At 65.0% G+C, this 25,099-nt stretch carries 28 protein-coding genes and 1 pseudogene; 13 read left to right on the top strand and 16 right to left on the bottom strand.

Annotated features, from left to right (window positions below):
• A partial coding sequence (locus QOI01_RS00715; RefSeq protein WP_526377647.1) for an alpha/beta hydrolase family protein occupies positions 1 to 307 on the bottom strand: 307 nt, incomplete at its 3' end.
• A 245-nt stretch (positions 308 to 552) separates the two neighbouring features.
• Here QOI01_RS00715 and QOI01_RS00710 point away from each other — a divergent pair.
• Positions 553 to 1,080, top strand: a complete 528-nt coding sequence (locus QOI01_RS00710) for a DinB family protein (RefSeq protein ID WP_526377645.1) — start codon at positions 553 to 555, stop codon at positions 1,078 to 1,080.
• Here QOI01_RS00710 and QOI01_RS00705 read toward each other — a convergent pair.
• Positions 1,061 to 1,213: pseudogene (locus tag QOI01_RS00705) on the bottom strand (ATP-binding domain-containing protein); the annotation flags it as partial. The gene QOI01_RS00710 and the pseudogene QOI01_RS00705 overlap by 20 nt on opposite strands.
• A gap of 419 nt (positions 1,214 to 1,632) precedes the next feature.
• The gene (locus QOI01_RS00700; RefSeq protein WP_526377643.1) at positions 1,633 to 2,751 is read right to left on the bottom strand and encodes a Gfo/Idh/MocA family protein; all 1,119 of its coding nucleotides are present in this window, start codon (positions 2,749 to 2,751) and stop codon (positions 1,633 to 1,635) included.
• Between the two features lie 331 nt (positions 2,752 to 3,082).
• Between QOI01_RS00700 and QOI01_RS00695 the strand changes: the two genes are divergently transcribed.
• Positions 3,083 to 3,676: a hypothetical protein gene (locus QOI01_RS00695; protein WP_526377641.1), complete on the top strand. Its 594-nt coding sequence runs from the start codon at positions 3,083 to 3,085 to the stop codon at positions 3,674 to 3,676.
• Positions 3,677 to 3,701: 25 nt separating this feature from the next.
• Here the strand turns inward: QOI01_RS00695 and QOI01_RS00690 are convergent, their stop codons facing one another.
• The gene (locus tag QOI01_RS00690) at positions 3,702 to 4,583 is read right to left on the bottom strand and encodes an SDR family oxidoreductase (RefSeq protein ID WP_526377639.1); all 882 of its coding nucleotides are present in this window, start codon (positions 4,581 to 4,583) and stop codon (positions 3,702 to 3,704) included.
• Between the two features lie 84 nt (positions 4,584 to 4,667).
• Between QOI01_RS00690 and QOI01_RS00685 the strand changes: the two genes are divergently transcribed.
• The gene (locus tag QOI01_RS00685; protein WP_526377637.1) at positions 4,668 to 5,240 is read left to right on the top strand and encodes a TetR/AcrR family transcriptional regulator; all 573 of its coding nucleotides are present in this window, start codon (positions 4,668 to 4,670) and stop codon (positions 5,238 to 5,240) included.
• Positions 5,241 to 5,244: 4 nt separating this feature from the next.
• On the opposite strand, the gene hslR is transcribed toward QOI01_RS00685, so the two are convergent.
• On the bottom strand, positions 5,245 to 5,610 hold the full coding sequence (hslR, locus tag QOI01_RS00680) for an Hsp15 family ribosome-associated heat shock protein (protein WP_526377635.1): 366 nt from the start codon (positions 5,608 to 5,610) through the stop codon (positions 5,245 to 5,247).
• A gap of 174 nt (positions 5,611 to 5,784) precedes the next feature.
• Here hslR and QOI01_RS00675 point away from each other — a divergent pair, with 174 nt between their 5' ends.
• Together QOI01_RS00675 and QOI01_RS00670 are read left to right on the top strand one after the other, a co-directional pair.
• The gene (locus QOI01_RS00675; RefSeq protein ID WP_526377633.1) at positions 5,785 to 6,063 is read left to right on the top strand and encodes a hypothetical protein; all 279 of its coding nucleotides are present in this window, start codon (positions 5,785 to 5,787) and stop codon (positions 6,061 to 6,063) included.
• A 599-nt stretch (positions 6,064 to 6,662) separates the two neighbouring features.
• Positions 6,663 to 7,607: an alpha/beta fold hydrolase gene (locus QOI01_RS00670; RefSeq protein WP_526377631.1), complete on the top strand. Its 945-nt coding sequence runs from the start codon at positions 6,663 to 6,665 to the stop codon at positions 7,605 to 7,607.
• A 24-nt stretch (positions 7,608 to 7,631) separates the two neighbouring features.
• Here the strand turns inward: QOI01_RS00670 and QOI01_RS00665 are convergent, their stop codons facing one another.
• A complete protein-coding gene (locus QOI01_RS00665) occupies positions 7,632 to 8,198 on the bottom strand; it encodes an FKBP-type peptidyl-prolyl cis-trans isomerase (protein WP_526377629.1) in 567 nt (188 codons plus the stop codon).
• A 298-nt stretch (positions 8,199 to 8,496) separates the two neighbouring features.
• Between QOI01_RS00665 and QOI01_RS00660 the strand changes: the two genes are divergently transcribed.
• Both QOI01_RS00660 and QOI01_RS00655 read left to right on the top strand, forming a co-directional pair.
• On the top strand, positions 8,497 to 8,655 hold the full coding sequence (locus QOI01_RS00660; RefSeq protein ID WP_526377627.1) for a hypothetical protein: 159 nt from the start codon (positions 8,497 to 8,499) through the stop codon (positions 8,653 to 8,655).
• Positions 8,656 to 8,779: 124 nt separating this feature from the next.
• Positions 8,780 to 9,256, top strand: coding sequence for a glucose-6-phosphate dehydrogenase (locus tag QOI01_RS00655; RefSeq protein ID WP_526377625.1), 477 nt, complete (start codon positions 8,780 to 8,782; stop codon positions 9,254 to 9,256).
• Between the two features lie 80 nt (positions 9,257 to 9,336).
• Here QOI01_RS00655 and QOI01_RS00650 read toward each other — a convergent pair whose 3' ends face one another.
• Together QOI01_RS00650 and QOI01_RS00645 are read right to left on the bottom strand one after the other, a co-directional pair.
• Positions 9,337 to 9,822 carry a GreA/GreB family elongation factor gene (locus QOI01_RS00650; RefSeq protein ID WP_526377623.1) on the bottom strand — a complete coding sequence of 162 codons (486 nt, stop codon included), beginning with the start codon at positions 9,820 to 9,822 and terminating at the stop codon, positions 9,337 to 9,339.
• Between the two features lie 130 nt (positions 9,823 to 9,952).
• Entirely contained in the window at positions 9,953 to 11,650 is a 1,698-nt protein-coding gene (locus QOI01_RS00645) for an FAD-dependent oxidoreductase (protein ID WP_526377621.1), read from the bottom strand.
• Between the two features lie 483 nt (positions 11,651 to 12,133).
• Between QOI01_RS00645 and QOI01_RS00640 the strand changes: the two genes are divergently transcribed.
• From QOI01_RS00640 to QOI01_RS00615, 6 genes are all read left to right on the top strand, one after another.
• Positions 12,134 to 12,244 (top strand): transposase, encoded by a 111-nt coding sequence (locus tag QOI01_RS00640; RefSeq protein WP_526377649.1) that lies wholly within the window; start codon positions 12,134 to 12,136, stop codon positions 12,242 to 12,244.
• Positions 12,245 to 12,324: 80 nt separating this feature from the next.
• A complete protein-coding gene (locus QOI01_RS00635; RefSeq protein ID WP_526377619.1) occupies positions 12,325 to 12,717 on the top strand; it encodes a hypothetical protein in 393 nt (130 codons plus the stop codon).
• Positions 12,718 to 12,856: 139 nt separating this feature from the next.
• Positions 12,857 to 13,861 carry a pirin family protein gene (locus tag QOI01_RS00630; RefSeq protein WP_526377617.1) on the top strand — a complete coding sequence of 335 codons (1,005 nt, stop codon included), beginning with the start codon at positions 12,857 to 12,859 and terminating at the stop codon, positions 13,859 to 13,861.
• A gap of 533 nt (positions 13,862 to 14,394) precedes the next feature.
• Positions 14,395 to 15,069, top strand: coding sequence for a TRIC cation channel family protein (locus QOI01_RS00625; protein ID WP_526377615.1), 675 nt, complete (start codon positions 14,395 to 14,397; stop codon positions 15,067 to 15,069).
• Positions 15,069 to 16,325 carry an amidohydrolase gene (locus QOI01_RS00620; RefSeq protein WP_526377613.1) on the top strand — a complete coding sequence of 419 codons (1,257 nt, stop codon included), beginning with the start codon at positions 15,069 to 15,071 and terminating at the stop codon, positions 16,323 to 16,325. The genes QOI01_RS00625 and QOI01_RS00620 overlap by 1 nt, the downstream gene beginning before the upstream one ends.
• Positions 16,326 to 16,416: 91 nt before the next feature.
• Positions 16,417 to 16,755: a cupin domain-containing protein gene (locus QOI01_RS00615; RefSeq protein WP_526377611.1), complete on the top strand. Its 339-nt coding sequence runs from the start codon at positions 16,417 to 16,419 to the stop codon at positions 16,753 to 16,755.
• Between the two features lie 50 nt (positions 16,756 to 16,805).
• Here QOI01_RS00615 and QOI01_RS00610 read toward each other — a convergent pair whose 3' ends face one another.
• The 8 genes from QOI01_RS00610 to relB all read right to left on the bottom strand — a co-directional run bounded on the left by QOI01_RS00610 (position 16,806) and on the right by relB (position 24,497).
• The gene (locus tag QOI01_RS00610) at positions 16,806 to 17,720 is read right to left on the bottom strand and encodes an MBL fold metallo-hydrolase (RefSeq protein WP_526377609.1); all 915 of its coding nucleotides are present in this window, start codon (positions 17,718 to 17,720) and stop codon (positions 16,806 to 16,808) included.
• 281 nt (positions 17,721 to 18,001) lie between these two features.
• Complete coding sequence (locus QOI01_RS00605) at positions 18,002 to 18,892, bottom strand: ABC transporter permease (protein ID WP_526377607.1); 891 nt, start codon at positions 18,890 to 18,892, stop codon at positions 18,002 to 18,004.
• A complete protein-coding gene (locus tag QOI01_RS00600; RefSeq protein ID WP_526377605.1) occupies positions 18,889 to 19,851 on the bottom strand; it encodes an ABC transporter permease in 963 nt (320 codons plus the stop codon). Before QOI01_RS00600 ends, QOI01_RS00605 begins: the two co-directional genes overlap by 4 nt.
• A complete protein-coding gene (locus QOI01_RS00595) occupies positions 19,848 to 20,993 on the bottom strand; it encodes an ABC transporter substrate-binding protein (RefSeq protein ID WP_526377603.1) in 1,146 nt (381 codons plus the stop codon). The genes QOI01_RS00600 and QOI01_RS00595 overlap by 4 nt, the downstream gene beginning before the upstream one ends.
• Positions 20,994 to 21,041: 48 nt before the next feature.
• Complete coding sequence (locus QOI01_RS00590; RefSeq protein ID WP_526377601.1) at positions 21,042 to 22,199, bottom strand: ABC transporter ATP-binding protein; 1,158 nt, start codon at positions 22,197 to 22,199, stop codon at positions 21,042 to 21,044.
• Positions 22,196 to 23,848, bottom strand: coding sequence for an amidohydrolase (locus QOI01_RS00585; protein WP_526377599.1), 1,653 nt, complete (start codon positions 23,846 to 23,848; stop codon positions 22,196 to 22,198). The genes QOI01_RS00590 and QOI01_RS00585 overlap by 4 nt, the downstream gene beginning before the upstream one ends.
• A 4-nt stretch (positions 23,849 to 23,852) precedes the next feature.
• Positions 23,853 to 24,143, bottom strand: coding sequence for a cupin domain-containing protein (locus QOI01_RS00580; RefSeq protein WP_526377597.1), 291 nt, complete (start codon positions 24,141 to 24,143; stop codon positions 23,853 to 23,855).
• A 24-nt stretch (positions 24,144 to 24,167) separates the two neighbouring features.
• Entirely contained in the window at positions 24,168 to 24,497 is a 330-nt protein-coding gene (gene relB / locus QOI01_RS00575) for a type II toxin-antitoxin system RelB family anti-toxin (RefSeq protein ID WP_526377595.1), read from the bottom strand.
• Between the last annotated feature and the right edge of the window lie 602 nt (positions 24,498 to 25,099).

Below are 25,099 nucleotides of genomic sequence, written 5' to 3'. Positions count from 1 at the left end.
GCAGCGTGACCTCGCGGCGCGACCCGTTCATGAACTCCACGGCGCGGACGGTGTCGTCGACCTTGTGCGAGAAAGAGCCGTCACCCCAGTCGCCCTCGGAATGACCCAGACCGAGGTTGTCGAAGCGGAGCATGCCGATGCCCTCGCTGGCGAGTTGCCTGCAGATCCGGCTCGCCGCGGGAGAGTCCTTGCCGAGGGTGAATCCGTGGGCGAACACACCCCATCCGCGCACCTCGCCGTGCGGCACGTCGATGATGCCGGCCAAGGTGGGGCCGGTGGTGCTAGGGAAGGACACTCGCTCTGCCACGCGGCTCATCCTGTCACTACGACGAGCTCACGGTGGTCGGGATGCGACGGCGAGCTACTCGGATCGGGAGATGAACGCCGCCATCGAGGTCAACATGCCGAACTATGCCACTGCCGTCGTCAGCACTGAGGAAGTCGTAGCCGTGACCTCCGTCGCGGAGTAACCGGTCGGGAATGGCAGCAATTGCCCGCCGGATGGCCGAAAACGACTGTCGTGTCGAGACGGAACGCCCCTACGATCGGCGCATGGCCATCCGATCCGACACCAAGAACTGGACGTGGGTGTTGCGACGCGAGTGCCCCGAGTGCGGCTTCGATGCCTCGGCGGTCTCCGCCCGCGACGTTGCCACCTTGCTCAAGGAGAACGCCGCAGCTTGGCCGGCGGTGTTGCGACGCCACGACGTGGCGAGGCGCCCCGACGCCACCACGTGGTCGGCTCTCGAATACGGGGCACACGTGCGCGACGTCGTCCGCATCTTCGCGGTACGCCTGGCTCTGATGCTCGACGTCGACGAACCCCGGTTCGACGATTGGGACCAGGACGCAACCGCGGTGGCTGCGCGCTACCGCGAACAGGACCCGCCAACCGTCGCAGCGGAGCTGACGACGGCGGCTGACAGTCTCGCGGCCGCCTTCGAATCCGTGCCGGACGATGCGTGGGAGAGGAAGGGATTCCGTAGCGACGGAAGCGAATTCACTATCGAGACGCTGGCACGGTACTTCATCCACGACCCGGTGCACCACCTTCACGACGTCACGACGTCGTCAGGATGACGAGTTGTCGGGTAGCCCGCGTCATCGCGACATAACGGTCGACCGCGCCCTCGACACCCTCGCCGAACGCCTCGGGGTCGACGAGGACGACCAGATCGAACTCGAGACCCTTCGACGACTCCGGGGTCAGCGACCAAGCCGAAGCGCCGCAGAGAGCGCAAGCGAGCGGTCAGGCGGTGTATTTCCATGTCCCGTTCCATCGCGGCCTGCGCTGCGCCGCCGGGAGACCTGCGTTCCTCATCGAGGCGGGCGGACAGGTCGGCGATGGACCGCCCGAGGCTCGCCGCGATGGCGGCGAAGTGTTGCTCGTCGCCGGCGATCAGTGCCGGGTCTGCCTTGGCCGCGAGGTGGTCGGGAAGGTCGAACGCGCTCGTAGTAAGTGGGTTCAAGTCTTCGGCTCCAATCTGGGGTAGACCGCAATTCACCGACGCATCTTGGCGAGTTGTGGCTTCGGCCAGCCAGTTTGGGGGGAGACCCGGGTCTTGCCGCAAGCGCCCCGGTGCGCTATGAATTGAGAGTGGAAAGACGTGGATACGTCTTCCCACTCTCGCGTCAGAGGCGAGCGTCGGTGTGGTGTGCCAGTGCATCGGCAGCGCATGCCATCGCCACCGAGTCACGCCCGTTCTGCTCGTCGACCTTTCGCTGGTGCCCGCGCTCGCGTATCCATGCCACCTGATCCGACATCATGCGACGCAGCAGATCGCAGTACAACGGCATCTTCTCCAGGCCATCCCAGCGAAGGTCGAACCGTTGATAGGCGTCGTGGTCGTGTCCGTGCGAGTAGAACGCCCGATCGCGCGGGCCGTACGTGGTCGACACGTCGATCCGTGCGCCAGGAAGTATTTCGCTCAGTTCGCGCGTCTGCGACTCATTGGCCACCGCGTGGATGCGGATGCTGGTTGGCACCCAACCCTGCAGCAGTAGGTCGCCGCGTTCGAACACCAGTCGGAGCTCTTGGCGATCCAACCGCCCTGGCTGATGAAAGCCGTGATAGAAGTTGAACAGCGATCCGCCGGGGTAGCGCACCGTGCATTGCACCTGGTCTTCGCACCCGTCGGGTCTTGAACTGGCATGTGCGGCAACGACTTCACCGTCACCGAGCCAGCCGCTCAGCATGTCGAAGAAGTGAACTCCGTGTTCGATGAAGATTCCGCCACTCTTGCTGGCATCCCAGAACCAGTGCTGTGGCGGAAGATTCTCGTCCGAGGCGTAGTTCTCGAAATAGCCGTGCAGGAACTCGCCGAGCGGCCGGCGGTCGATGATCTGGCCGACGATGTCGTACAGCGGGTTGTATCGCTGCATCAGGTTCGCGACGAGGAGCAGGTCCTGTCGCCGTGCGAGCCCGACCAGTTCGTCCGCCTGCTCGACCGTCAGCGCGAGGGGCTTCTCACAGATGACGTGTTTGCCTGCTGCGAGGGCCAGCTTGGACTGCTCATAGTGCAGAAACGGCGGTGTGGCGATGTAGACCAGGTCCACGGTCGGCAATTCGAGCAGGCGAGCGACGTCGACGACGTCGACGAGCCCGTACCGCTGGGCCGCCGCCACGGATGCCGGCCGCGCCGTGCCTGCCATCGCGGCCAACCGCACCCCTGGCACCTGGGCGAACTGCTGCAGCGCGAACAGCCCGAAGCCGCCACACCCGATGACGCCGATACCGATCTGGTCGTTCATGACATCGAATCCCCTTGTCGCGCTGAGTTGGATCTTCTAGGCCGATATCCCTCGGTGAGGCAACCGACGCTGACCACTCAACTGACGCTCGAGGCGACGAGCTTCTCGGAATCGATGACCCGAGTAAACACCACTTCCGATCGCCCTGGCGCCGCAGGCACGTCGTAACCGGGGGGCTGGTGCCACCTGCGTCGCAGGCGGGCCAGCTGATCGACGGATTGGCGGATTCAGCGCGTGAACGAGGTGACGCCGCTCGGGGAAGGCGTTAGCCTTTAGCCCGGAGTCGGGTCCGGCGCTCCTCGGAGTGTCACAAGAGAGGACAACCAGGTTCATGATCGAACGTCAGAGTGCCACTCGGTTCGCCAACGCCGCGAGGCTCGCGGTCGCGGGGTTGTTCATCACCGGCGGCGCACTGGCCATGGCAGGCCACGCCGCAGCGGATCCGGAACCATTCCCGCCGGCCCCCGGCGAGCCCGTCGCGGATGCACCGGTGGGTCCGCCTGCCCCCCCGCCCCCTGGCCCACCGATGGTGCCAGAGATCGCCAACCAGTCGTACGGCTCGGGTTCCGGCCCGTTGGGCTTTCTCAGGGACGCTTGGCACCAGGCCCAAGACCCGTATGGAACAGCCGATACGCCGGACGGGATGCCCGCAGCCGGCGTCCCGCCACCAGGAGCCGGTCCCGCCCCGAAACTGCCGCCCGGGTACACGTCACTGACGGACCCGTCGTCCTCGACTCCCGCGCTACCGAAGGACCCGAACGCGGTGGGCCCGGCGCTTCCTCCCGGGTACTACCCGCTCAACGGGCCGCCGCCGCCCGGATACGCGCCGCCTGCGGCGCCTGCTTACCCTGCCGCGGCGCCAGCGGCGCCTGCTGACCCTGCCGCGGCGCCAGCGGACGCGCCGGTTCCGCCGCCGACGCCCTAAGCCGTTGCGAACCGGCTGATCAGCATCAGGCCGGGTAGCTTCCGGCTTCGAGATCGTCGAGCAGGCTCGGATGGGTGGGCTGCCACCCAAACCCTTCGCGGGTGAGTGCGCTCGAGGAGGGTTGGTCGACCCCGAAGACGCTGCCGAGGAACCCGAAGTTCTCTGCAGGGACGGCGTCGACGGGCAGGTCGAGTTGGTGGCCGATGACCTCGGCGAGGGCGCGCATCGCGTCGCCTTCATCGGCGACGGCGTGCGCCACCGTGCCAGGAGCGGCTTGTTCGAGAGTCAGCCGGAAGAGTCGGGCGGCGTCGATTCGGTGCACTGCTGGCCATCGCTGGGTGCCGTCGCCGACATAGCCAGAGACTCCGGTGCGGCGGGCAGCTTCGATGAGCAGTCCGGCAAATCCGTAGGGACCGCCGCGGTCGTGAACCGACCGGGGGAGTCGGACAACGGCTGAGCGAACACCCTTGGTCGCCAGGGCGACGACGGCCTGAGCGTTGCGACCGCGACCGCCGACGGGGCCGTCCGTCGGCATCGCGTCCTGCTCTGTCGAGGCGCGTCCGGGGGTGGCGGGTGTGCCGGAGGCGATGACCAGCGGCTTGCCGCTACCTTCGAGAGCGGCACCTAGTGCCTCGACGGCGAAAGTCTCCTCGGCCACGCACTTCTCGAAGTTTCTGAAGTCGTTGCCGAAGGCGAGGTGGATGACGCCATCCGAATGTGCCGCGCAGGTGCCCAGGCTCTCGCGATCGTTGAGATCACCGCGGAGCACGGAGGCTCCCATTGCGCTGACGGCTTGAGCCGAGGCGTCGGAGCGAACCAGGCCCACGACTTCGTGGCCCGCGGCGATCAGCTCGGGAACGACCACGGAACCGATTCCGCCGGCAGCACCGGTGACGAAGACGCGCACGAGGGACTCCTTCTAGTGATGCGACTGATGTCCCATTACCGTAGCAGGGTGACGCGATAAAGGTCCCATCAGTAGGATGACGCGATGCCCCGATGGGAACCCGATGCGCGCGAGCGGCTCGTCGCGGCCGCGCTCCATCTCTTTTCCGAGCGGGGTTACGACGACACCACCGTCGCCCAGATCGCCGACCGCGCCGGCCTGACGAAGAGCACCTTCTTTCGGCACTTCCCCGACAAGCGGGAAGTACTGGCCGCTGGTCAGGAGACCCTGTCGCGGCTCTTCGTCGAAGGCATCTCTGCAGCGCCCGCCGATGCCGGCCCCATGATCGCCGTCGCCGCCGGGCTGGAGCAGGCCACTGCGGCGATGACGCCGTTCAATCGCGAGCTTGGGCCTCGGTTGCGTGCCGTCATCGCCACCAGCACGGAACTGCAAGAGCGGGACGCGCTCAAACAGGTCGGCCTCGCGGCGGCCATGGCGGGTGCGTTGCGCGCTCGTGGCGTCCAAGACCTGGTGGCGACCCTCGCGGCAGAGTTGGGCGTTCTCGCCTTCAAGGAGGCATATGCATCGTGGGTCGCGGAGGACAACCAACAGGAGCTGGGCGAACTCGCGCGTGGAGCCTTGACCCGGTTGCGCGCCACGGTCGCCGAACTCGGCTGACCATTCACCCCTGGCTGGCGCGCCACCGGTCCAGGAGTCGCCGGTCCCGTTTGGTGGGCCGCCCGGCACCGCGATCGCGGACCGCCACCGCAAGGGCGGAAGTCGACGGCGGTGCGGGCGTTCGATCGAGATAGCAGGTCACGGCGTCGGCTGCACCGACCCTCTTCTGGATCACCCGAACCACCTCGACGATCCGCGTTACGTCACCCACCAGGGCGCGCACCTCGTCACCAGGGGACACGGTCGTCGCCGGCTTGGCCGGCCGATCGTTGACGCGTACATGCCCGCCTCGGCAGGCCGAGGCGGCGTCCGGCCGGGTCTTGGTCAGACGGACCGCCCACAACCAGCGGTCCACGCGGGTCGATTCCATGACCTCCATCATGAACCGTCGAGTCACTGTTGACACGCCACATTCGATTGGGTCGTGTTCGGTTGTCATGCAGGTTGGCGAAGCGACACTTGGTGTCCGAAGCGTTTGGCCATCGCGTAGGGTGGTTATTCCTGCTAAGTAGCCGGATGTCGTCTCAACGCTGGAGTCATACGCATGACCTTGATCAAGCCCACCCTGTCTGCCGTTGCAGTGGCGGCCGGACTCACCGCAGCCATCCTGGGCCTGGGCGCCACTTCGGCGAGCGCCGATCCGGTTCCGCCGCCGGTGCCGGTCATGGGTGAGATACCACCGCCGAATGCACCGCCCAAGCCCGCCGAGTTCTGGAATGGGGAGCCGGTGATCTGGATCTCGGGATGGGGCGGGCGCTGGGGCGTGTGGAAGAACGGCTACTTCATCACGCTGTCGTCGAACATCAACACCGGTGGCGGCTAGAACCGCTGAACGAATGACCGCGGCGCGACCGGCCTCTTGCGATCCGGCGGCCGTCAGCCCCAAAAAGCGAATCTGCATGTGGGCCGCGGTTCACTCTTGAAGCCAGCAACTTACCGTCCATGACGATGCTGCAGATGAGTTCTGTGTCGCCGCCGTCGGCGGCGACCGAGGACTCAATCTCGTTGTACACGGGATACTGCTTCTCCCATGGCAGCGTTGCATTTGCCTCGGATTGTTCTGCGCCACCATTGATCTGTACCTGATGGTCACCGGGCCAACACCACCGACGCTCACCTGCATCGTGGCGGTACCGATGGGCGGCCCGGAGGCTCCGACCTAGGGGCTGCTCGACGTCGTCGCAACCGGGGACGTCTCCGAGCTAGTCGTTGCGGCCGTAGCTGCTGCCGAAGGCCGCAGGGATCGAGTTGGACCCGAATCGATTGCGGCCCTTGACGTTTCTGGCTCTATCTGATCGGGTGGCCTACTGAAAGCTGAGAAGTAATCGCTCAATCCCGGAGTCTGTTGCAAGGCAATGGACCACGGTTAAAGGATGAAATTTGCGTCGGCGTCAGTCTCAAGGTGTTGCCAACGCGGCCGATGTGGCTGACCTGCGGACGGCGATGGGGATCGACTCCTGGCATGTGTACGGCGTCTCCTACGGCACGGACCTGGCGTTGCAGTTGATGCGCGATCATCCCGAGGGCGTCAGCAGTGTCGTCCTCGACTCCGTAGCGCCGCCCCAGAACAATCTGCTGACCCACCTGTGGGGGAGCGCTGCCGGTGGGTATCAAGCGGTGTTCGACGCCTGCGCCGCACAGCCCACCTGTGCGCAGGCCTATCCCGACCTCGCGAATGAATTCACCGCCACCGTTGCGCGGTTGGCGGAAACGCCGATGACCGTTGATGTTCCGGCATCCGCTGATGGATCGGCGCAGAAGGTGGTTGTCGACGGCTACAAGTTCTCCAACGTCGTGGTGCTTAGAAGCTCGGATGCAACTTTGTACGCCTCGCTGCCTCAGATGATTCACGCGACAGCGAGCGGTGACGGCCGTGCTGCTGCCGAGGCGGTGCAGGCGTCGGTTCCTTCCGTCGATCTGATGAGCTACGGCCTCAGGTATGGCGTGATGTGCAGGGAAGCTGCGGCGTTCACGACATCCGATGCAATTGCGGCCGCGACTCACAAAGTTCTTCCCGGCTTTCCCGCTGAGGTTCTGGCGATTCAACCGCAATTCGCTCGACTAATGGATGAATGCCCGGTGTGGAACGTCGGTCGTGCCGACCCGAGCGTGAATACTCCCGTGCAGAGCGATATTCCAGTACTTCTGCTCGCCGGCACGTTCGATGCGATCACGCAGCCGAGCCAAGCGGACGACGCCGCAGCGACGCTGACCAACAGCAGAGTCGTCCGGTTCCCGGCCATCGGGCATGACGTGTACTCGCAATCGGAATGCGGACGCGCAGTCGTTGCCGACTTCCTGAGCCGACCCGACGGCTATGACACCGGCTGTGTAGGGGCGATGCGGGTCCCCGTGTTCGTCACCTGATCGCGCGGCTCAGATCGTCGCAGCTCAACTCGAAGTGCCGAGGATCTTGATCGCGAAGACGAGCGAATCACCCTTCTGGATCCCAGCACTGGGCTGACCGTTCGGGTAGCCGTCGGCAGGGTTCATTGCGACGGCGACCGTGGAGCCGACCTTCTGTCCTGCGATGGCCTTCTGAAACCCCGGCACGACTCCGTCGAGCGGGAAGTCGGCCGCAGCACCGCGTTCATAGCTGCTGTCGAACACAGCCCCGTCACGTCCATTGACGCCCATGTAGCAGACAGAAACCGTCGCCGTGTCCGCGACGACCGGCCCATCACCCGCCTGCAGCGTGTGTACCTGAGTCTCAGTCACGCTGAATGGTCCGTCCACCTTGACGTACGGCGCCGTCGTATCCGTGGATCCGGTTACCGCGACGCTGCCGCTCGCCCCAGGGAGCGTCCATTCGGGTGTGCCACCGGCTACCGGGGCCGCCGTGGGGCACGCACCGGCTGCGGTTGCGGTTTCGGAGGAGCCGCATGCGGAGAGAGTCATGACGAACGACGCGGCACAGGCCACGAACGCGACGGCAGAAGACGTACGAGAGGAGTTCACGGTCGTCACGCTACAGTCGCCCATCACGCAGCCTTGCCGGTAGCCCGGAGATGGCGGCGATGGGCCCGTGGGCAAGACATCACACGGCCAAGGGGTGTCCGGTCTCATCCCCGCCCGCAAACGCGGCAACCACACGGTGGTGGGACCGGCAGCCCTACCCGTCGGCATTTGCCCGAGCGCCGACCTGGGCCGTAGCGCGCGCCTATCGTGGAGTGACCGGACCGGAAGTCGCCGTCACTGCACGTGCAGGCGCTTGTCGGCGACGACGTCAGGGTCACCTCAAGATTACGGAGGCGCCATGGCCGAAGGTTTGCGTGACCGTCTCATCGGTGCGTGGAAGCTGGTGTCGTATCAGGAGATTCCGGCGGACGGCTCCGACCCGTTCGAGCCGCTGGGCCACGGGCCGCGCGGCCTGGACGAGCACGACTCGCATCCGGACGGCATCCGGGCTGTCTGAGAAACGCAGGGTCACCTCGATACCGTCGGGAAGTTCGCCAGGTGTCTCGGAGGTCGGTATTCGCCCCCTCGCTGGCGGTTCGGGCGCACAATTGGGATGTCCGCCTGAAACCTAGGGAGCCGCGATGAGCGAGCAACTGTACGACTTTTTTGGCGAGATCTTTCAGCGGTACTTCAGGCCCGCCATCGACGCGTATCCGCGAATGGGTGGAGCACTCGTCGAAAGGTTGTTCACGCTGACTGACGACGTCCCGGATCGATTGGCACAGAGCCGGTGCGCCGCAATGGCATGGGGTAAAGCCGAAACCCCGAACGCCAGGATCACCTCGGAACGCTTCGTCATCACCCAACACGGACTGATGTATGCCGCCGGGTTGAACGAGTCGCGCCGGGCGTTGTATTACCTGGCCACGCCGCTCGCGTTGTTCGATCCGTTCGTCGATCAGGTCGACACCGCCGAACTGCGTGACGGCGCGGTAGTCGCTGTGGACTGCCGGTTCGGCCGCGACCTCGCGTCCGCGCGTCCGATGGACGCCGCGCTGCGCCAAATACTCGATGAGCACTTGGCGCTGCGGGTGGATCTACACCAGCTTGGGGTATGACCATTCTGGGCGGGATGAAAGTCGAGGTAGCGAACTGGACTGGCCCGGCTGAGCACGTCCGGCAGCCCGTGGGCGGCCGGCTAGGAGGGCTTCTTGACGTCGAGCAGCTCGACCTGTTGTTGCCCTTGAGGGGTCATGTAGGTCACCGTGTCCCCCGGCCGGTGCCCGATTAGGGCCAGCCCCAACGGGCTGTCCGCGGTGAGCGTGTCCTCTTCCCTGCCCGCGGGGGTCTCCTCCTGGATCAGCACCACCTGCAGCCGGACGGCGTCCGGGCTGTCTGAAAATCGCAAGGTGAGCTCGGTACCGTCGGGTAGTTCGCCCGCTGTCTCGGACGTCGGTTTACCACCTTCCAGGATTCGTGTGAGCTCGGCGATTCGATCGCTGAGCACCGCTCCTTCGTCAGCACGCTGGATGGCGTCAGCCGCGTCCCCGGAATCGCCAACCGTGTCACGGTCGCCTTCGAAGTCGGCTGTCATGCGATCCCGGCGTTGCCTCAGCTCGGTCAGTTCCACCTCGATGCGTCGTTGCGCATCGACGGGGAACGCGGTGTCCTTGTCGTCGCTCACACTGACCTCCGGTTGTCAACGCCGCACGTACGACGCCGTGTCGGCGCTCTGCTGCGCGACTACATCTCGACGGTAGACCCAATATCGCAAGGGGCGACGGGCATTCGTGCAGCAGGTGGTGGCACAGGACTCACGAGGTCACGGTGCGGCCGGTATTGGTGAGGTACTGACCTGCCAACGCCACCGCGATGGCGCCCTCGCCCATTGCTGCTGCGACACGTCTAGTGGCTCCACTCCTGACGTCGCCGGCTGCGAAGAGCCCCGGCACACTCGTCTCCAGAATGGAGCGCGGACCGTTCTCCGAGCCCGGGACGGGGACGGACTGCAGATCCGCCCCGGTGTAAATGAATCCGTGCTTGTCCAGTTCGGCGAGCCCGGAAAGCCACGCCGTCTGCGGCTGCGCGCCGATGAAGACGAACAACGTTCGCACCGCCAATGTCTTCTGTGCGCCAGTAGCGTTGTTGCGCACCTCGATAGAGGTCAGGTATCGGTCGTCACCGAGTAGTTCATGAACTTCGGTGTCGGTAACGACGACGATGCGGTGGTTGCCATCGATCTGCTCCACCAGGTAGCGGGACATCTTGGCGCCGAGCTCGTGGTCGCGAACGATCAGATACACCTTCGGTATCGTATGGGCGAGGAACACCGCTGCCTGGCCGGCGGAATTACCGCCACCGACGACAGCCACCGGGTCGACACCGCACGCCTGCCGCTCCGGGATTGTCGCCTCATAGTGCACGTTTGCGGTTTCGAAGCGGTCAAGCCCCGGCAAATCGAGGCGCCGGTACCGGGCGCCGGACGCGACGAGGACGGTGCGGGCGGTCACGTCGTCGTACCCGTCGAACGTGGCCCGGAAGTGGTCACTGACATTTACCAGCGTGATCAGATTCGCGGGGACCACGAGGCGTGCGCCGAATCGCCGCGCCTGGACGGCAGCACGTTCGGTCAGTTCCGCTCCGGAGATGCCGGCGGGAAATCCGAGGTAGTTCTCGATCCGCGACGTGGTGCTGGCTTGACCTCCGACCGCGACCGAGTCCACCGTGGTGACGTCGAGTCCGTCTGAGGCGCCGTAGACGCTGGCCGCCAGGCCCGCCGGTCCCGCACCGACGACCAGCAGGTCGCATCCCTGGCTATCCGGCAACCCTGCGCGCAGGTGCAGTTCGTCGGCCAGCGCGGCGGTCGACGGGTTCTTCAAGACTCGTCCGTTGGCGAGCACGACTACCGGCGTGTCTTCGGGCGCCACGTTCATCCGCTGCAGAAACGCATCGACCTCCGGTGACTTCTCTACATCGATCCACCGGTGTGGCAATCGGTTTCGTGTACAGAACTCCAGCAGGCGGCGCGTGTCCGCTGAGTAACACGAACCGACGATGCGCATGCCCGCGCCAGCATCGATCAGATCCGCCCGACGGATCAGATATGCACGCAGAATCGTTTCGCCGAGCACTGAATCCTGCAACGCCACGTCCTTGAGATGGCCTACGGGGACGCCGACGATCTCGCTGGCGTCGAGTACCTGGGCGCTGAACATGGCCGGCTGCCCTTCCAGCATCCCCAACTCGCCGATCAATTGGCGCTCACCGTGCACCTGAGCAACCTCCTCGGCGTCGTGGTTCTGCCGCAGCATGGCCACCCGCCCGGTCGCCACCACGAACAGGTCGGTGACGACGTCGCCCGCCCGGAACAACTCCTCCCCAGCGACCGCAGACCGTCGCTGACCCCATTGCGTGAGCACCGCCATCTGGTCGACCGTGAGCTGCGGAAATGCCTCGTTGCTGTCCCGGGATGGCGTGCGCAACCTCAGTGATGGGGGATCGTCGGCGGCCATGGACTGACTGTAGGCTTCACGCTTCCCTCACCGGTGCATTCGATTCCCGCGATGGGCGGTGATCGGTTTCGATGCCGATCATCACCCGGCTGGGTTGTGCGACCGTCACGTGAATGTCGCGGTCGACTTCAGCCCAATCGTCCCGCGACAAAAAACATCCGATCACCTCCCAACTATGTTGTGGTACAACATATTCAGAGCCCGATACCACGCGGCGGCAACCCGACGGATCAGTGCTCAAGCTGGCACGGCTCCACTCAAGTTTCTTGAGCCAAAGCCCCTGCTGAATTAGTTCTCGGGCAATACGAAGACTACTGCGACGTCGAGGGCGTGGCCGACGACTCGAGCACCGACACCGTCGTCGCCGACCGGCTGTGGATCGAGACCAGTTTGTCATTCTCTGGCAGGAGACGGTGAAATCGAGATCGCGATGACAGTCAAAGAGCCCGGACCCACGGCACACGGCCAGTCTCGGCCGCACGGATTCTGGCGGTAATCGATGATGACCCAGCACCATTCGACAACCCCCAGAGCTTGCGCGCATACGCGGGCACGGCACCGGTCACCATCGCGTCCGGGCGCCCCCTGGTCTAGCCGCGACCAGTTCCCGATTCTGGATGTCTGATCGTCTCTCTCCTGAGCCGACGGTTCTTCATTGGCTCACGCGCTGACAGGTGGCGGTCAATCTGACTGATCAGTTCGCGCTTGGCTTCGCCGAGGGCGCGCGTCAGGTCTTGCTCGGCGGCGTTTGCCACCAGCGGGGGAAATCCCGGAAGTGTCGTGCGCAGCGTGACGCTCTGTTCCTTGCCGCCGCGGTCATGCACGGAGACTTCCACGTCGACGTCGTCGGGATTCCATCTGCCCAAGTGCGGCCCGAGCCCCGACAACGTCTCGAGGACGTGGGGATGCTCGCGTTCGGTGAAACCGGCACCCACATGTATTGCGCGCGTATCGAATTCGTCTTGTCGCTCGTTGTCGGCTTTGCTCATTTGGCCTCATCTCCCACGCTCGCGCCTTCGACGGTAGACCCCTTCGGCGACGGTGTGTGTCGAAATCCTGAAGAGTGACCCGCCCGGGCGGCGAACCGCGCATATCAGGCCCGTAATCTGGGTCCTGCCTGGCAAATCGGGGATCAAGGGTTATGTGGCGCCGCCTACGCGCCTACTCTGAGCCTTGACAACGCCCTCTCACGGATGGAGCGTCCCCATGCCAGCTGTGACAGCCGATTATCTGAGCGTCCCGCGCCTCGACCACCCGAGGGCCGATGCCCGGGAGCGGTACGTGATGAGCGTGACAACAGCACCGACCGGCTTGGAAGGTGAGGGCTTCCCCGTGCACCGGGCCTTCGCCGGAGTCGCACGCGCCCACCTCGATCCGTTCGTCCACATGGACCAGATGGGCGCGGTGGAGTACGCGCCCGGCGAGCCCAAGGGCACGCCGTGGCACCCGCACCGCGGATTCGAAACCGTAACCTACATGATCGACGGCCGCTTCCAGCACCAGGATTCGCACGGAGGCGGCGGAATGATCGAGGATGGCGCCACCCAATGGATGACCGCCGGAGCCGGAATCCTGCACATCGAGACACCGCCCGAGGACTTGGTGGTGTCGGGTGGGTTGTTCCACGGGGTGCAACTGTGGGTAAATCTCCCTGCGAAAAGCAAGATGATCGCCCCGGCGTACCAGAGCATTGAAGCAGCGGCGGTGACATTGATCGCATCCGCCGATGCGGGCGCGCTGGTGCGGGTCATTGCCGGAGAATTGGGCGGACACCGCGGGCCCGGGTCGACGCACACGCCCATCACCCTGGTCCACGCGACGATCTCACCCGGGGCGCAGCTCCAACTGCCCTGGAGCCCGTCCTTCAACGCACTCATCTACGTCTTGGCAGGTTCCGGTCGCGTCGGCACCGAAGGGCGCCCGATCCGCAGCGGTCAGCTGGTCGTGCTCGGGGCCGGCGACTGGTTCGAGGTGCGCGGCGACGACCACCAGGACTCCCGCAGCCCCACCCTCGAGCTGCTCGTGCTGGGCGGTCAACCCATCGGTGAACATGTCGAGGCCTACGGACCATTCGTCATGAACACCAAAGCCGAACTCGGACAAGCCCTCGAGGACTTTCAGGCTGGCCTGTTCGGCGAGATCCCGCCGAACGCGCTCATGCCCCATGTGCCCGATCCCAGTCCGGTGCGCACCGAAAACACCGGGATCTGAAAACCGCGTCGAGTCGTGTTCAGCGAAACCAGTCAGCGGTGTGCGCACGGGGCGACCGGCGCACCGATCAGGGGACGGCCGGAGCGAGGCACGATGCAACGATGAGTGTGGCTGCCGAGCCGCCGTTGTTGCTCGCCATGGATTTGACCGCGACGTTCGCCAGTCCGATCTCGCACGTCAAGGCGCGGACGAATCCAGCATGAATGTGAAACATGGGCGTTAGGTGGTGTCCGTGAAGAGTTCGGCGAGGTGGTGGGTCTGGCGCCGCATGGACGTCTTGGGTGGCAGGCTTCCTCGCAACGGGATTGGGAGCCGCCGGATGGCTAAGCGACCGGCCGCCAACCGAGACGGGCATTAACGTGTATGCCGCCAACGGGACCGAGCGCAGCGCCCTCGCCGGCCGCTCAGGCATTCACTGATCGCGCGCCGTTGCCCGGGGCCATGTTGACAACGGTGACGACTGGGTACCCGTGAGCCGGTTACCGCGTGATGGATGCCGACGGTTCCCGGCACGATTGCAGAGGACGGGTGCGATGGCGACTGGTTTCGTCTCAGTGCCGGACCTGGTGCGGGTGCTCGATCTGACGGGGGTGTTCGCCAACGCCCTGCTCGGCGGCGCGGTCGCGCGCCGCCACGGATTCGACCCGGTCGGTTTTGCTGCGTTGGCGATCGTGTCGGGTCTCGGTGGCGGCATCATCCGGGACACTCTGTTGCAGCGCGGGACGCCGGTGGCGTTGACGAATTACGCGTACCTGACGACGGCGTTGATCGGCGCGGCGGTCGCGTTTGCGGTGCGGTTCGAGGGGCGCGTCTGGGATCGGCTGTTTCCGTTGGTGGATGCGCTTGCGTTGGGTTGCTGGGCCGCGGTCGGCGCACAGAAAACCCTCACGCTCGGGTTGGGTTGGCTACCGGCGATTCTGTTGGGCACGGTGACCGCGGTCGGCGGTGGCGCCGTGCGGGACATCGCAGTGGGCAGTATTCCCACGATCTTCGGTGGGAACACGTTGTATGCCACGTGCGCGGTGATCGCCAGTGGGACACTGGTGCTCGTCCAGTTTTGGGGATACCCGCAGGCGGGTCTGCTCGTATCGACGGGGGTGGGCGCGGCGTTGTGCCTGCTTGCGCGCTGGCGGGGCTGGATACTGCCGGAGCGTGTCGACTGGCGGCGGCCCGATCGTTTCTTGACCCGCCGACGAAAAGAGAAGTAATGAGCACGAATTCGCGTAGCGCAGCCGTGCTGGCCGGCCTGGACGGCGTCCGAGGCTGGGAGGAAGAGTTCTACCGGGACCTGCACCAGCATCCGGAACTGTCCCACCAGGAACACCGCACGGCGGCGCGGGTCGCCGAGCGGTTGCGCGGGACCGGCTTTTCGGTGCACGAGGGCGTCGGGGGAACCGGGGTTGTCGCGGTCATGCGCAACGGGGACGGCCCGACCGTGCTGTTGCGAGCGGACATGGACGCCCTACCGGTCAAGGAGGCGACGGGTCTGGCCTACGCCAGCACGACCACCGTGACCGATGCGGCCGGAGCCGAGATCCCGGTGATGCATGCCTGCGGCCATGACGTCCACGTCACCTGCCTACTCGGTGCCGCGCAGCTGCTCTCTGACGGCGTCGCGAACTGGAGCGGTACCGCCGTGGCTTTGTTCCAGCCGGCCGAAGAGGTCGGCGACGGCGCCCGTGCGATGGTCGAGGATCATCTGAGCGAACTCATCCCGAAAGTCGATGTCGCCCTGGCCCAGCACGTGCTGCCAACCCCAGCCGGGGTGGTCGGCACCCACTCCGGACCGGTCCTTTCCGTGGCCGACAGTATGCGAATCACCGTTCACGGCCGCGGCGGGCATGGATCGATGCCACAGTCGACGGTCGACCCGGTGGTGCTGGCCGCGATGATCGTCGTTCGGCTGCAGACCGTCATCTCCCGGGAGACGGCACCCGGTGAGACCGCGGTTCTCACCGTCGGCAGCATCGCCGCCGGCACCAAGAGCAATGTCATCTCAGATCACGCCGTGCTTCAGCTCAACGTCAGGACCTACAGTGACGCCGTCCGCACGGCAATCCTGGATGCCATCCACCGAATCGTCGTCGGTGAATGTCACGCATCGGGATCACCGAAAGACCCGGAGTTCGAATTGTTCGACCATTTCCCGTTGACCGACAACGATCCTGACACCACCGCACGTGTCGCGGCCGCCTTCGCCGCGCACTTCGGCGACCGCAACACGACGATGCCGATCTGGACCGCCAGCGAGGACTTCAGCGACATCCCGACCGCGCTCGGCGTGCCGTACACCTACTGGGGCTTCGGCGGTATCGATCCGGACACGTACCGCAAAGCCGAGCAAGCCGGGCGAGTGTCCCAAGACATTCCCGTCAACCACTCGGCCGCCTTCGCCCCGGTCCTCCAGCCCACGCTCGACACCGGAACCGAGGCACTCGTCGTCGCCGCACTCGCGTGGCTATGACGACGGAGGATCGAGAACGACGATTTCACTTGATCAACGCCGAACGCCTTGACGCCTTTGAGATGATCGACGACTACGGAAAGAGCTCGCCATGGAGAAGATGTCGTTGACGGCGCTGGCTCGCGAACACCTCGCGGCCGCCGAACGAGCGTCCAGCGGGCGCAGCGCCCACACCGTGTACGGAGGCCACGAACACGTCCTGCGCCAAACACTGATCGTGCTCAACGCGGGTCAGACACTCCAAGAACACGAGAACCCCGGCGAAGCCACCCTCCACGTTCTGCACGGACGGGTCCGGCTGACCGCAGGCGGCAACGCCTGGGAAGGCTCCGCCGGAGATCTGATCATCGTCCCCAATTCACGCCATGCTCTCGAAGCCATCGAAACATCATCGGTTTTGCTGACGGTAGCGAAACTACCTGCGCCATAAGCTATGTCGGCCGAGGGTGAAAAGCTGGCTCCAGTGTGGCAACCGGCCGGTCAGTAATCCCAAACGGCCGGTACAAATCGGAAGGCATCGCCGGCGACCGCCACGTGGCAGACGGACGGAAACGGCAGGTGAGTGGCCACGAGTTGCTCGCCGCTCGCCGCCAGCTCCTTCAAGAGGCGGACCCGGACGCGGGCTGATTCCTCGGGGTCGTGTTCGAAGCCGTTGTGCCACTGGGGGTTGTCGAACCCGGGCTGGAACACGGCGTCACCGGCGAACGTCAATGCCTCGCCGCCGGACTCGATGCGGACGATGCTGTGGCCGGGCGTGTGACCGCCGGTACGGCGGAGCAGCACGCCGGGTGCCACCTCATACTCGGTCTCGAACGGCCGCAGCTGGCTGCGGTACACGTCCAGAAACTGCGCGGCGGTCCGCCGAAGCACGTCCGGAATCGGCGCCGGCATGACCGTACGGGTGAAGTCGGGCGCTTCCCAGAACTCGGCCTCGGCCGATGCCAGGTGGACACGCAGGTCCGGCCGCAACTGATTCCTCAGCCCGTCGACGAGCAGCCCGCCGATGTGGTCCATGTGCAGGTGGGTGAGCACCACGTCGGTCACGGAGGACGGATCGATCCCGGCGGCGACGAGTCGCATGGCCAACTGCCCGGCCCGCGGGAAATCGAGGAACTCCGTCCCCAGTCCGGAATCGATGAGGATGGTCTTGCCGCCGCTGCGCACCACGGCCACATTCAACGGCCAGTCGAGCACCTCCGGCGGCAGGTACATGTCCTTGAGCCACGCCGAGAGGTCGGCAGGCGCGGCGTTGGTGGCTATGGTGACGGCGGTTATCGGCAGTACCCCGTCGCTGATCACCAGCACGTCGATGTCGCCGACCCGCAGCGCGTAGCGCGACGGAACCAACTCGTCAAACCCCGGCCCACCGGGGCGTGAGATGTCGACCAAGCTCATGTTCTTCTCCTCCTGAGCGCCTTACCCGAAGACATTGTGGAAATCACCTGTCTTCCTCGTAGAACGCCGTCCGACGGCGGGACTCATCCAGCGATCGAGTTTCAAGCGGTACTTCTTTTTCAGCCATTCGATTGGCAGCAGGATCATTTGGCGCGACGTCACACCGGAAGGAACCGTCCCAGCGGTTTTGGCGGCTCGACCAAACACTGCCGGGTGCGTCTACAGCACGAAGGTGGCAGACGCAGACGAATGTCCGGTATCACCGTTGTTCAGTTCCGTGCTCATCGCCCCACCATCGCGTCTGTGAGGCCGGCGGCCCCGCTACCCGAACCCGCCGGATCCCGGCGGAGTATCAGGGCCGCGACGCCGAGCACGATCAGTGTGAGCACCAGCATCAGCGTGGACATCGCCGCAATCTCCGGCCGCAGCGACGCTTTCAGCGACGCGAAGATGTACACCGGCCACGGTGTCGAGCCGGCGACCGAGACGAACGACGAGACGACCGTGTTGTCGAGGCTGAGGGTGAAGGCGAGCAGCGCACCCGAGATGACGGCGGGGCGGATGAGCGGCAGCGTGATGTCGGTGAACCGCCGAAAGGGCGGAGCGTACAGGTCGCCGGCAGCCTCTTCGAGGGACTCGTTCATCCCGATCATCCGGGCCCGCACGATGAAAGTGACGACTGCGCTTGCGAAGAGGGAGTTGGCAATGATGAGGCGCACCTGACCGATGTTGAAGCCGGTGAGCCCCCAGTCGACGCCGAGGGTGACGAACCAGGGGAGCAGCGAGATTGCGCTGACGATCTCCGGAGTCACCATCACGAGGCCCAACAGCACGAGCAGTCCAGGCGCCCACCAGCCGGGCCGACGGGTCAGTGCGATTCCGGCGAAGGTGCCGAGCAGGGTGGCTACGACGGCGGTGCCGGCGGCGGTGATCAACGAGACGGTGATCGAGTTGGTGATCGCCGGATTGGACATGGCCGCGAGGTAGGGCTCGATGCCGAATCCCTCGAAGGTCTGCAGGGTGCGCCCGTTGTTGAACGAGAACACCACGATGACGCCGATCGGGAAGAAGAGGAACACTAGACCAAGCACTCCCCAGACGTTCAGGAAGGCGTCGGCGGGACGGATCCTGCGCCGACGACGGGGACCCGCCACCTGTGCTGCGACGGTCATGAGGGCTCCTTCACCGGGAGTTTCAGGGACGTCATGGCGGTGGCGATGCGACCGACCACCTTGAGAACGCCGCCGACCACGGCGCTCGTGCCAAAGATGGCCAGCATGAGCAACACGGCCATCGCCGCGCCAAGCGCCCAGTTTTGTGCGCTCTGGAACTGGGCGGCCACCATCTGACCGACCATGCTGCCGCTGGCCCCACCGAGAACGGTTGGGGTGATGTAGTCGCCCATCAGGGGGACGAAGACCAGCAGTAATCCAGCGGTCACCCCCGGCGCGGCCAACGGAACGGTGATGCGCCAGAGCGTGTTCCACGCCGTTCCGCCGAGGTCGCGGCTGGCCTCGAGCAGCTTGGGGTCGAGACGCTCCAGCGCCACGTACAAGGGAAGGATCATCAGCGGCAGATAGTTGTAGACCACGCCGAGCTGAACCGCAGCCGAGGTGTAGAGCACGTGTAGCGGACCTTCGGTCAAATTGGCCCATTGCAGCGTCTTTGACACGAAACCCGTTGGACTCAGTGAGATTTGCCAACCGATGGTGCGAACGAGAAAGTTGGTCCAGTACGGGATGAGGACCAGGGCGAGCACGACACCGCGCCATTTCGAGGCCAGCTTGACAGCCATCCAGTACGCCATCGGAAATGCGATCGCCAGGCAGAGTACGGTCCCCACCCCGGCGATTTTCAGCGTGCGAACGAAGATCGCGAAGAACGCGGGCGAGGCAGCCTCACCGTATCGGTCCAACGAGAGGATGTCGTTGGCGTGGGTTACGTAGATGCCCGGTTTGTAGCCGAAGCTGTACCAAACCACGAGGCCGAACGGCAGGATGAAGAACAGCAGTATCCACACGCTGATCGGCAGGGCGCCGAGTCCTCCTGGCAACCGCAGCCGCGGGGGCTGCGTGTCCGCCGCGCTGTGCATCCGCACCGTTCGTCCCGCTCGCCCCTCCAAGGCGGTCACTTGCCCGCCGCGGCCTTTAGCTCGTCGTAGATGCCGATGATCGTGCCGTCGGCCGAATTCATTTGGCTGTAGACCAGCTTCTTCATGATGTCGTCGCTGATGAAGACCAGGTCAGGCCGCTTGATATCGGCTTTTCTGGCCGCTTCCTCGACTCCTTCGATACCGGTGTTGTAACCGATGTAGGTGAGTTCCTTGAGGGAGACGGCCGGGTCGAGCACGTAGTTGATGAATTCGTACGCAGCGTCTTCGTGTGGTGCACCCTTGACGATGGCCCAGTTGTCCTGCCAGAGGTTCGCGCCCTCCGACGGCCAGACCCACTTGTACCTGTCGGGTTCGGCGTTCGCGAGTATGCCCAGGCGGGCGTCTCCGTTCCAGCAGTGAATCAGGGTGCGGGCGGAGGAGGAGATGGAGGCGTTGGTCGACGACTCGAAGGCCTGCACGTGCGCAGCGATGTTGTCCAGGATGAAGGAGCGATAGGCCGCGATGAGACCGGGGTCGGTCGTGTTCTCGTCGATCCCGTTGGCCCAGAAGTAGGTGTATGCGACCTCGTTCTGGTCTTCGAGGAGCGACAGGCTTCCGGATGCCTCTTTCTGTGCGGCGTCGAGAAAGTCCACCCACGATGTCAGCTCGCGCTTGATGACGGTGGTGTCGTAGACGTAGCCGGTCGAGCCCCAGTCCTTGCAGACGCTGTACTTGTTGCCGGGGTCGAACGGGGTGTTGACGACTTTCGCGGTGAGGTTCTTCATGTTCGGCAGCTTGGCGAGGTCGAGTTCGGTGAGCAGTCCGCCGGTCGCCATCTGTTGGACCGACGAGTGGGTGGGCACGCAGATGTCGTAGCCCGTGGTGCCTTTCGCCGCACTGAGTTTGGCGATCATCTCGGGGTTCGAGCCGTAGGAGTCGAGTGTGATCTTGGGACCCTTGGCCGAGCTGAAGTCCGTTAGCACGGCGGGGTCGTCGTACTCGCCCCAGGTGTAGACGTTCAGGCCGCCGGATGAGGAGCCGCTGCTGCCCGACGGACTGGAGCACGCGGCGAGAAACGCGGTGACCCCGAGTGCTGCGGTGCCGCCGAGGAAGGTTCGGCGGGTGAGAGAGTTCTTCATCGCTTCGGGAACGAGAGCGCGAACGGGTTGGTGCTGATTCATGGCGTGCCTTCCAGGTCGGACGGGGAGACGGTGCAGGGGAGCAAGCGGCTACGAGGTGAAGATCCGCACGTCGTCGGCTGACCACGAACAAACCACGGGCGAACCGAGTTCTGTGGGCGGGTTGGCAGCTCGGGGGAGACGGGCCAGAATCTGGTCGTCGCTCGGCGTGTGGATCACCAACTGCAGGCTGTGGCCGAGTTCTGAGACCCCGAGCAGCGTCCCGGTGACGGAGTTGACCGGGGTGCCTGACGCAGGACCCGGGGAACCGGGCGCCGTCGCAGACGTGACCGTAACCGACTCCGGCCTGATCGCTGCGGTGACCTCTGCGCCGCTCGAGGCAGGCAGGCTTCCCTTGGTCGGGCGCGAGGAATGGAGCGAGAGGCCGGCGGTGTGCACGCTCACCCCGGCGCTATCGAAGGACGTGATCGTGCCAGGGAAGGAATTCTGCCTGCCGATGAACCCTGCCACGAAGGCCGACTCCGGCGAATCGTAAACGCTTGAGGCCGTGCCGATCTGCTCGATCCGTCCGTCCTTCATCACCGCGACCCGATCGCTCATCGACAGCGCTTCCTCCTGGTCGTGCGTGACGAAGATGAACGTCGTACCGAGTTCGTGCTGCAGCAGCTTCAGCTCGACCTGCATCTCCTCCCGCAGTTTTCGGTCCAAGGCGCTCATCGGCTCATCCAGCAGCAGAACAGCTGGCCGATTCACCAGTGCCCTCGCCAAAGCGATGCGCTGCTGCTGGCCACCCGAGAGCTGCGCTGGCTTTCGGGTAGCGAAAGCGGTCATTCTCACCATGTCGAGGGCACGGCTCACCCGATCGGCCATCTCCGCCTTCGGCACGCGCGAGCGGCGCAGTCCGTAGGCGACGTTGTCGGCGACCTTCATGTGCGGGAACAGCGCATAAGCCTGAAAGACGGTGTTCACCGGGCGCTTGTGCGGCGGCAGGTCCTCGACGTTGCGGCCCGAGATCTGGATGGAGCCGTCGTCGGGAAACTCGAATCCACCGATCATCCGAAGCGTCGTCGTCTTGCCGCACCCGCTCGGCCCCAGCAGGCTGAGGAACTCGCCGGCATGCACGTCGACAGTCACGTTGTCCACGGCAACGGCTGCCCCGTAGCTCTTGGTGAGCGAGCGCAGTTCAACCGAGCCGGGCGCGGAGGTGGGAGGCGCGGTGGCTTCGGTGGTCAGATCCATGATGCTCATGCCGATACCAGGGTCGAGGTTGCGTGGTAGACGATCTCGCCGCCGATGATCGTGTAAACGACGGTGGCTGAACCGATCTCGGCCACCGGGGCGGCGAAGATGTCGCGGTCGAGTATCACGATGTCCCCGACCTTGCCGACTTCGATGCTTCCCGAACGCTGCTCGTCGTGGTTGAGGTAGGCCGTGCCGAGGCTGTGTGCGATCAGCGCGTCGGCGAGGGAGAGAGCCTGCTCGCCGAGGAAGGGCAGAGCGGTCGGGCCGGTCGCTCCCGCGGGGGCCCGGTTGACGGTGGTGTGGATGATCTCCAGTGGATTCGCCGTGCTCACGGGCCAGTCGCTTCCCGAAGCCAATGGTGCCCCGGCCCTCTGGAGTGAACCGAACGGGTACTGCCACGCGGCCCGGCGGGTGCCGAGGAACGGGACCGTCAGAAGATCCATCTGATCCTCGTGCCTTGCCCAGAGCGGTTGCATGTTCGCGACCACCTTGAGTTCGGCGAACCGGGCGATGTCATCGGGATGAATCACCTGAATGTGTGCCAGCGTGTGACGGAGGTCGTTGTCTCCGTTGGCCGTTCGGGCGGCCTCGACGGCATCGAGCGACTCGCGCACCGCCCGGTCGCCGAGGGCATGGAAGTGCAGCTGGAAGCCCAGGGCGTCGAGCCGAACCGAGATCTCCTTGAGGGTGGTCGGATCGACGAAGCTCTTGCCCATGTTCTCCCCGGGGCAGCCGCACGCGTCGAGATAGGGTTCGAGCATCCCGGCTGTGAAGTTCTCGGCGACACCGTCCTGCATGATCTTGACCGTGGTGGCCGCGAACCCGGCCGCCAGAGCACGCTCACGCTTCTCGACGAGTTCGGAAATCTGCTCGAGTCCGCGGTTGCGGTCCCACCACAGTGCGCCGACGACGTGCGCCTTCAGGACGCCGGATGTCGTTGCGCGCAAGTATGAGTCGAGGGGGTCGGGGGTGTTGTTCGTGGCGCCGACGATTGCGTCTTGCCAGCCGGTCACTCCCCAGGCGAACAGTTGCTGCTGAGCGATTTTCAATGCTTCGTCCATGTCGTCCTGGCTCGGCAGTGGCATGTGCCGTGCGACGAGGTCCATGGCTCCTTCCTGCAGCGTCCCGATCGCGCGGCCGTCGGCGTCACGCTCGATGCGACCGTCGAACGGGTCGGGTGTCGCATCGTCGATGCCGCTGATCTCCAGGGCTTTCGTGTTCACCCAGGCGCCGTGACCGTCGCGGTTGGGAAAGAACGCCGGCCGGTGGGGAACGATGGCGTCCAGCGCGGCCGCCGTCGGCAGCCCGCCAGGGAACGAGTCCATCGACCAGCCTCCGCCGGTGATCCACGACAGCTCGGGATTGGCCACCGCGTACTCGGCGATGCGAGTGAGGTAGCCGTCGGCGGTGTCGTACGGAGTCAGGTCGCAGGCAATCATGTCGAGACCGGCGTGATACGGGTGGATGTGGCTGTCTTGAAAGCCGGGGGAGACCAGCCCCCCGGCCGCGTCGATCTCGACGGCACCGGGTGTGGTGAGCGCGTCCGCACCGATCGCGGTGGTGATGCCGTCCTCGATGAGAACGGGCTCTTCGACGATTCCGGCGGGCGTGAAGACGTGGCCTCCAGTGATCAGCAGGCGGTCGCGAGTGGCCATGGTGTCAGTCCTTAATCTGGTGTGCGGGTATCGCGCTCAGCGGATTCGTGTCGATCGGCGGGGTGAAATGCGACGTGATCCACATGGCTTGGGCTGGGGTCGCACCGATGTTCACGGCCCGGTGGGGAACGGACGACAGGTACTCCACGCTGTCTCGGGGTCCGAGGATGAATGTCTCGGAGGCGATCGAGATTTCGAAGTGGCCAGTGAGCACGTAGAAAAGCTCCTGCGCGTTGTCGTGGGCGTACGCTTCCGGTCCTGTCGAGCCGCCAACCTCGAACGTGCCTTCATACACTTCGAGCTGCTGGATCGGCGGCCGCTAGAGCAGCACTTTCTGCAGTCCGTTATCGCTGGAGAAGACGGGTCTCTCGTGCGCCCGCAACACGGGCCTCGCAACGGGTGCTTCGTCGGAGAGCAGGTCGGCCATCGGGATGCCGACGGCCGCAGAGATGCGCTTCAGCACTCCGACGGAAACTCCGCACTTGCCGTTCTCCAGCTGGCTGATGAAACCTGCGCTCACCCCTGCCCGAGCCGCGACATCCCGCGTGGACAGTCGGGCGCGTTCGCGGGCCTGCCGGAGCCGAGTTCCGAGCATGGTACGAGCCGCTGTGTCGACATCGGTCACGGCAATCGTGGGTTCAGAAGACACGTGCCTCTTTTCGTTAAGGCCTACTTAACGGATTGCTTACTGACGAACGGTATGGGCAGAGGCGTCGAGGCGCAAGAGGGGGCGCGCAGGAGCGCGAACTCTTTTACACGTCCGAAATGCACAACTCGATCGGGGGACGGGCGCAGGCCGTCCGGTCTACCGAGCTGTCTGATCTATCGGGATTTCCGCCAGCTGCCGCGAGGCAGGACAACGAAAAGGTTTGGGCGACAATCGAAGATGACGCCACTGTTGGCTTCCTGCACCGGTGTCGCGAGCCGACGCCTCTGGCTTGTCCGCGACTAGGTCAAGCACACCGAACCTGATGAACCGCGACGCGATGTAGCCGACGAGGTCAGGAAGAATTGTGGACGGAATCTACTGCAGCACAGTGTATAACGAGAATCAAGTGACAATCCTGAACCAGGGGATAGGTTCTCGCCGCCCCGATGGCGCCTTCGGTCAGGACTGATGACCACTTTCGGGTCAGTGCGTGACGCTCCATGGTTCGCGGGCGAAGATCTGCTCGACCATCGGGCGGAAGAACTCAAGCGGACGGTGCTCGAATTGCGTGTCGAAACAGTTCTGGTCGTACTTCTCGCAGA

It is taken from the genome of Mycobacterium sp. (assembly GCF_032162605.1).
Classification (GTDB): domain Bacteria; phylum Actinomycetota; class Actinomycetes; order Mycobacteriales; family Mycobacteriaceae; genus Mycobacterium.
The sequence above is the reverse complement of the archived record's forward strand: the minus strand, read 5'-3'. Positions and strand labels throughout refer to the sequence as shown.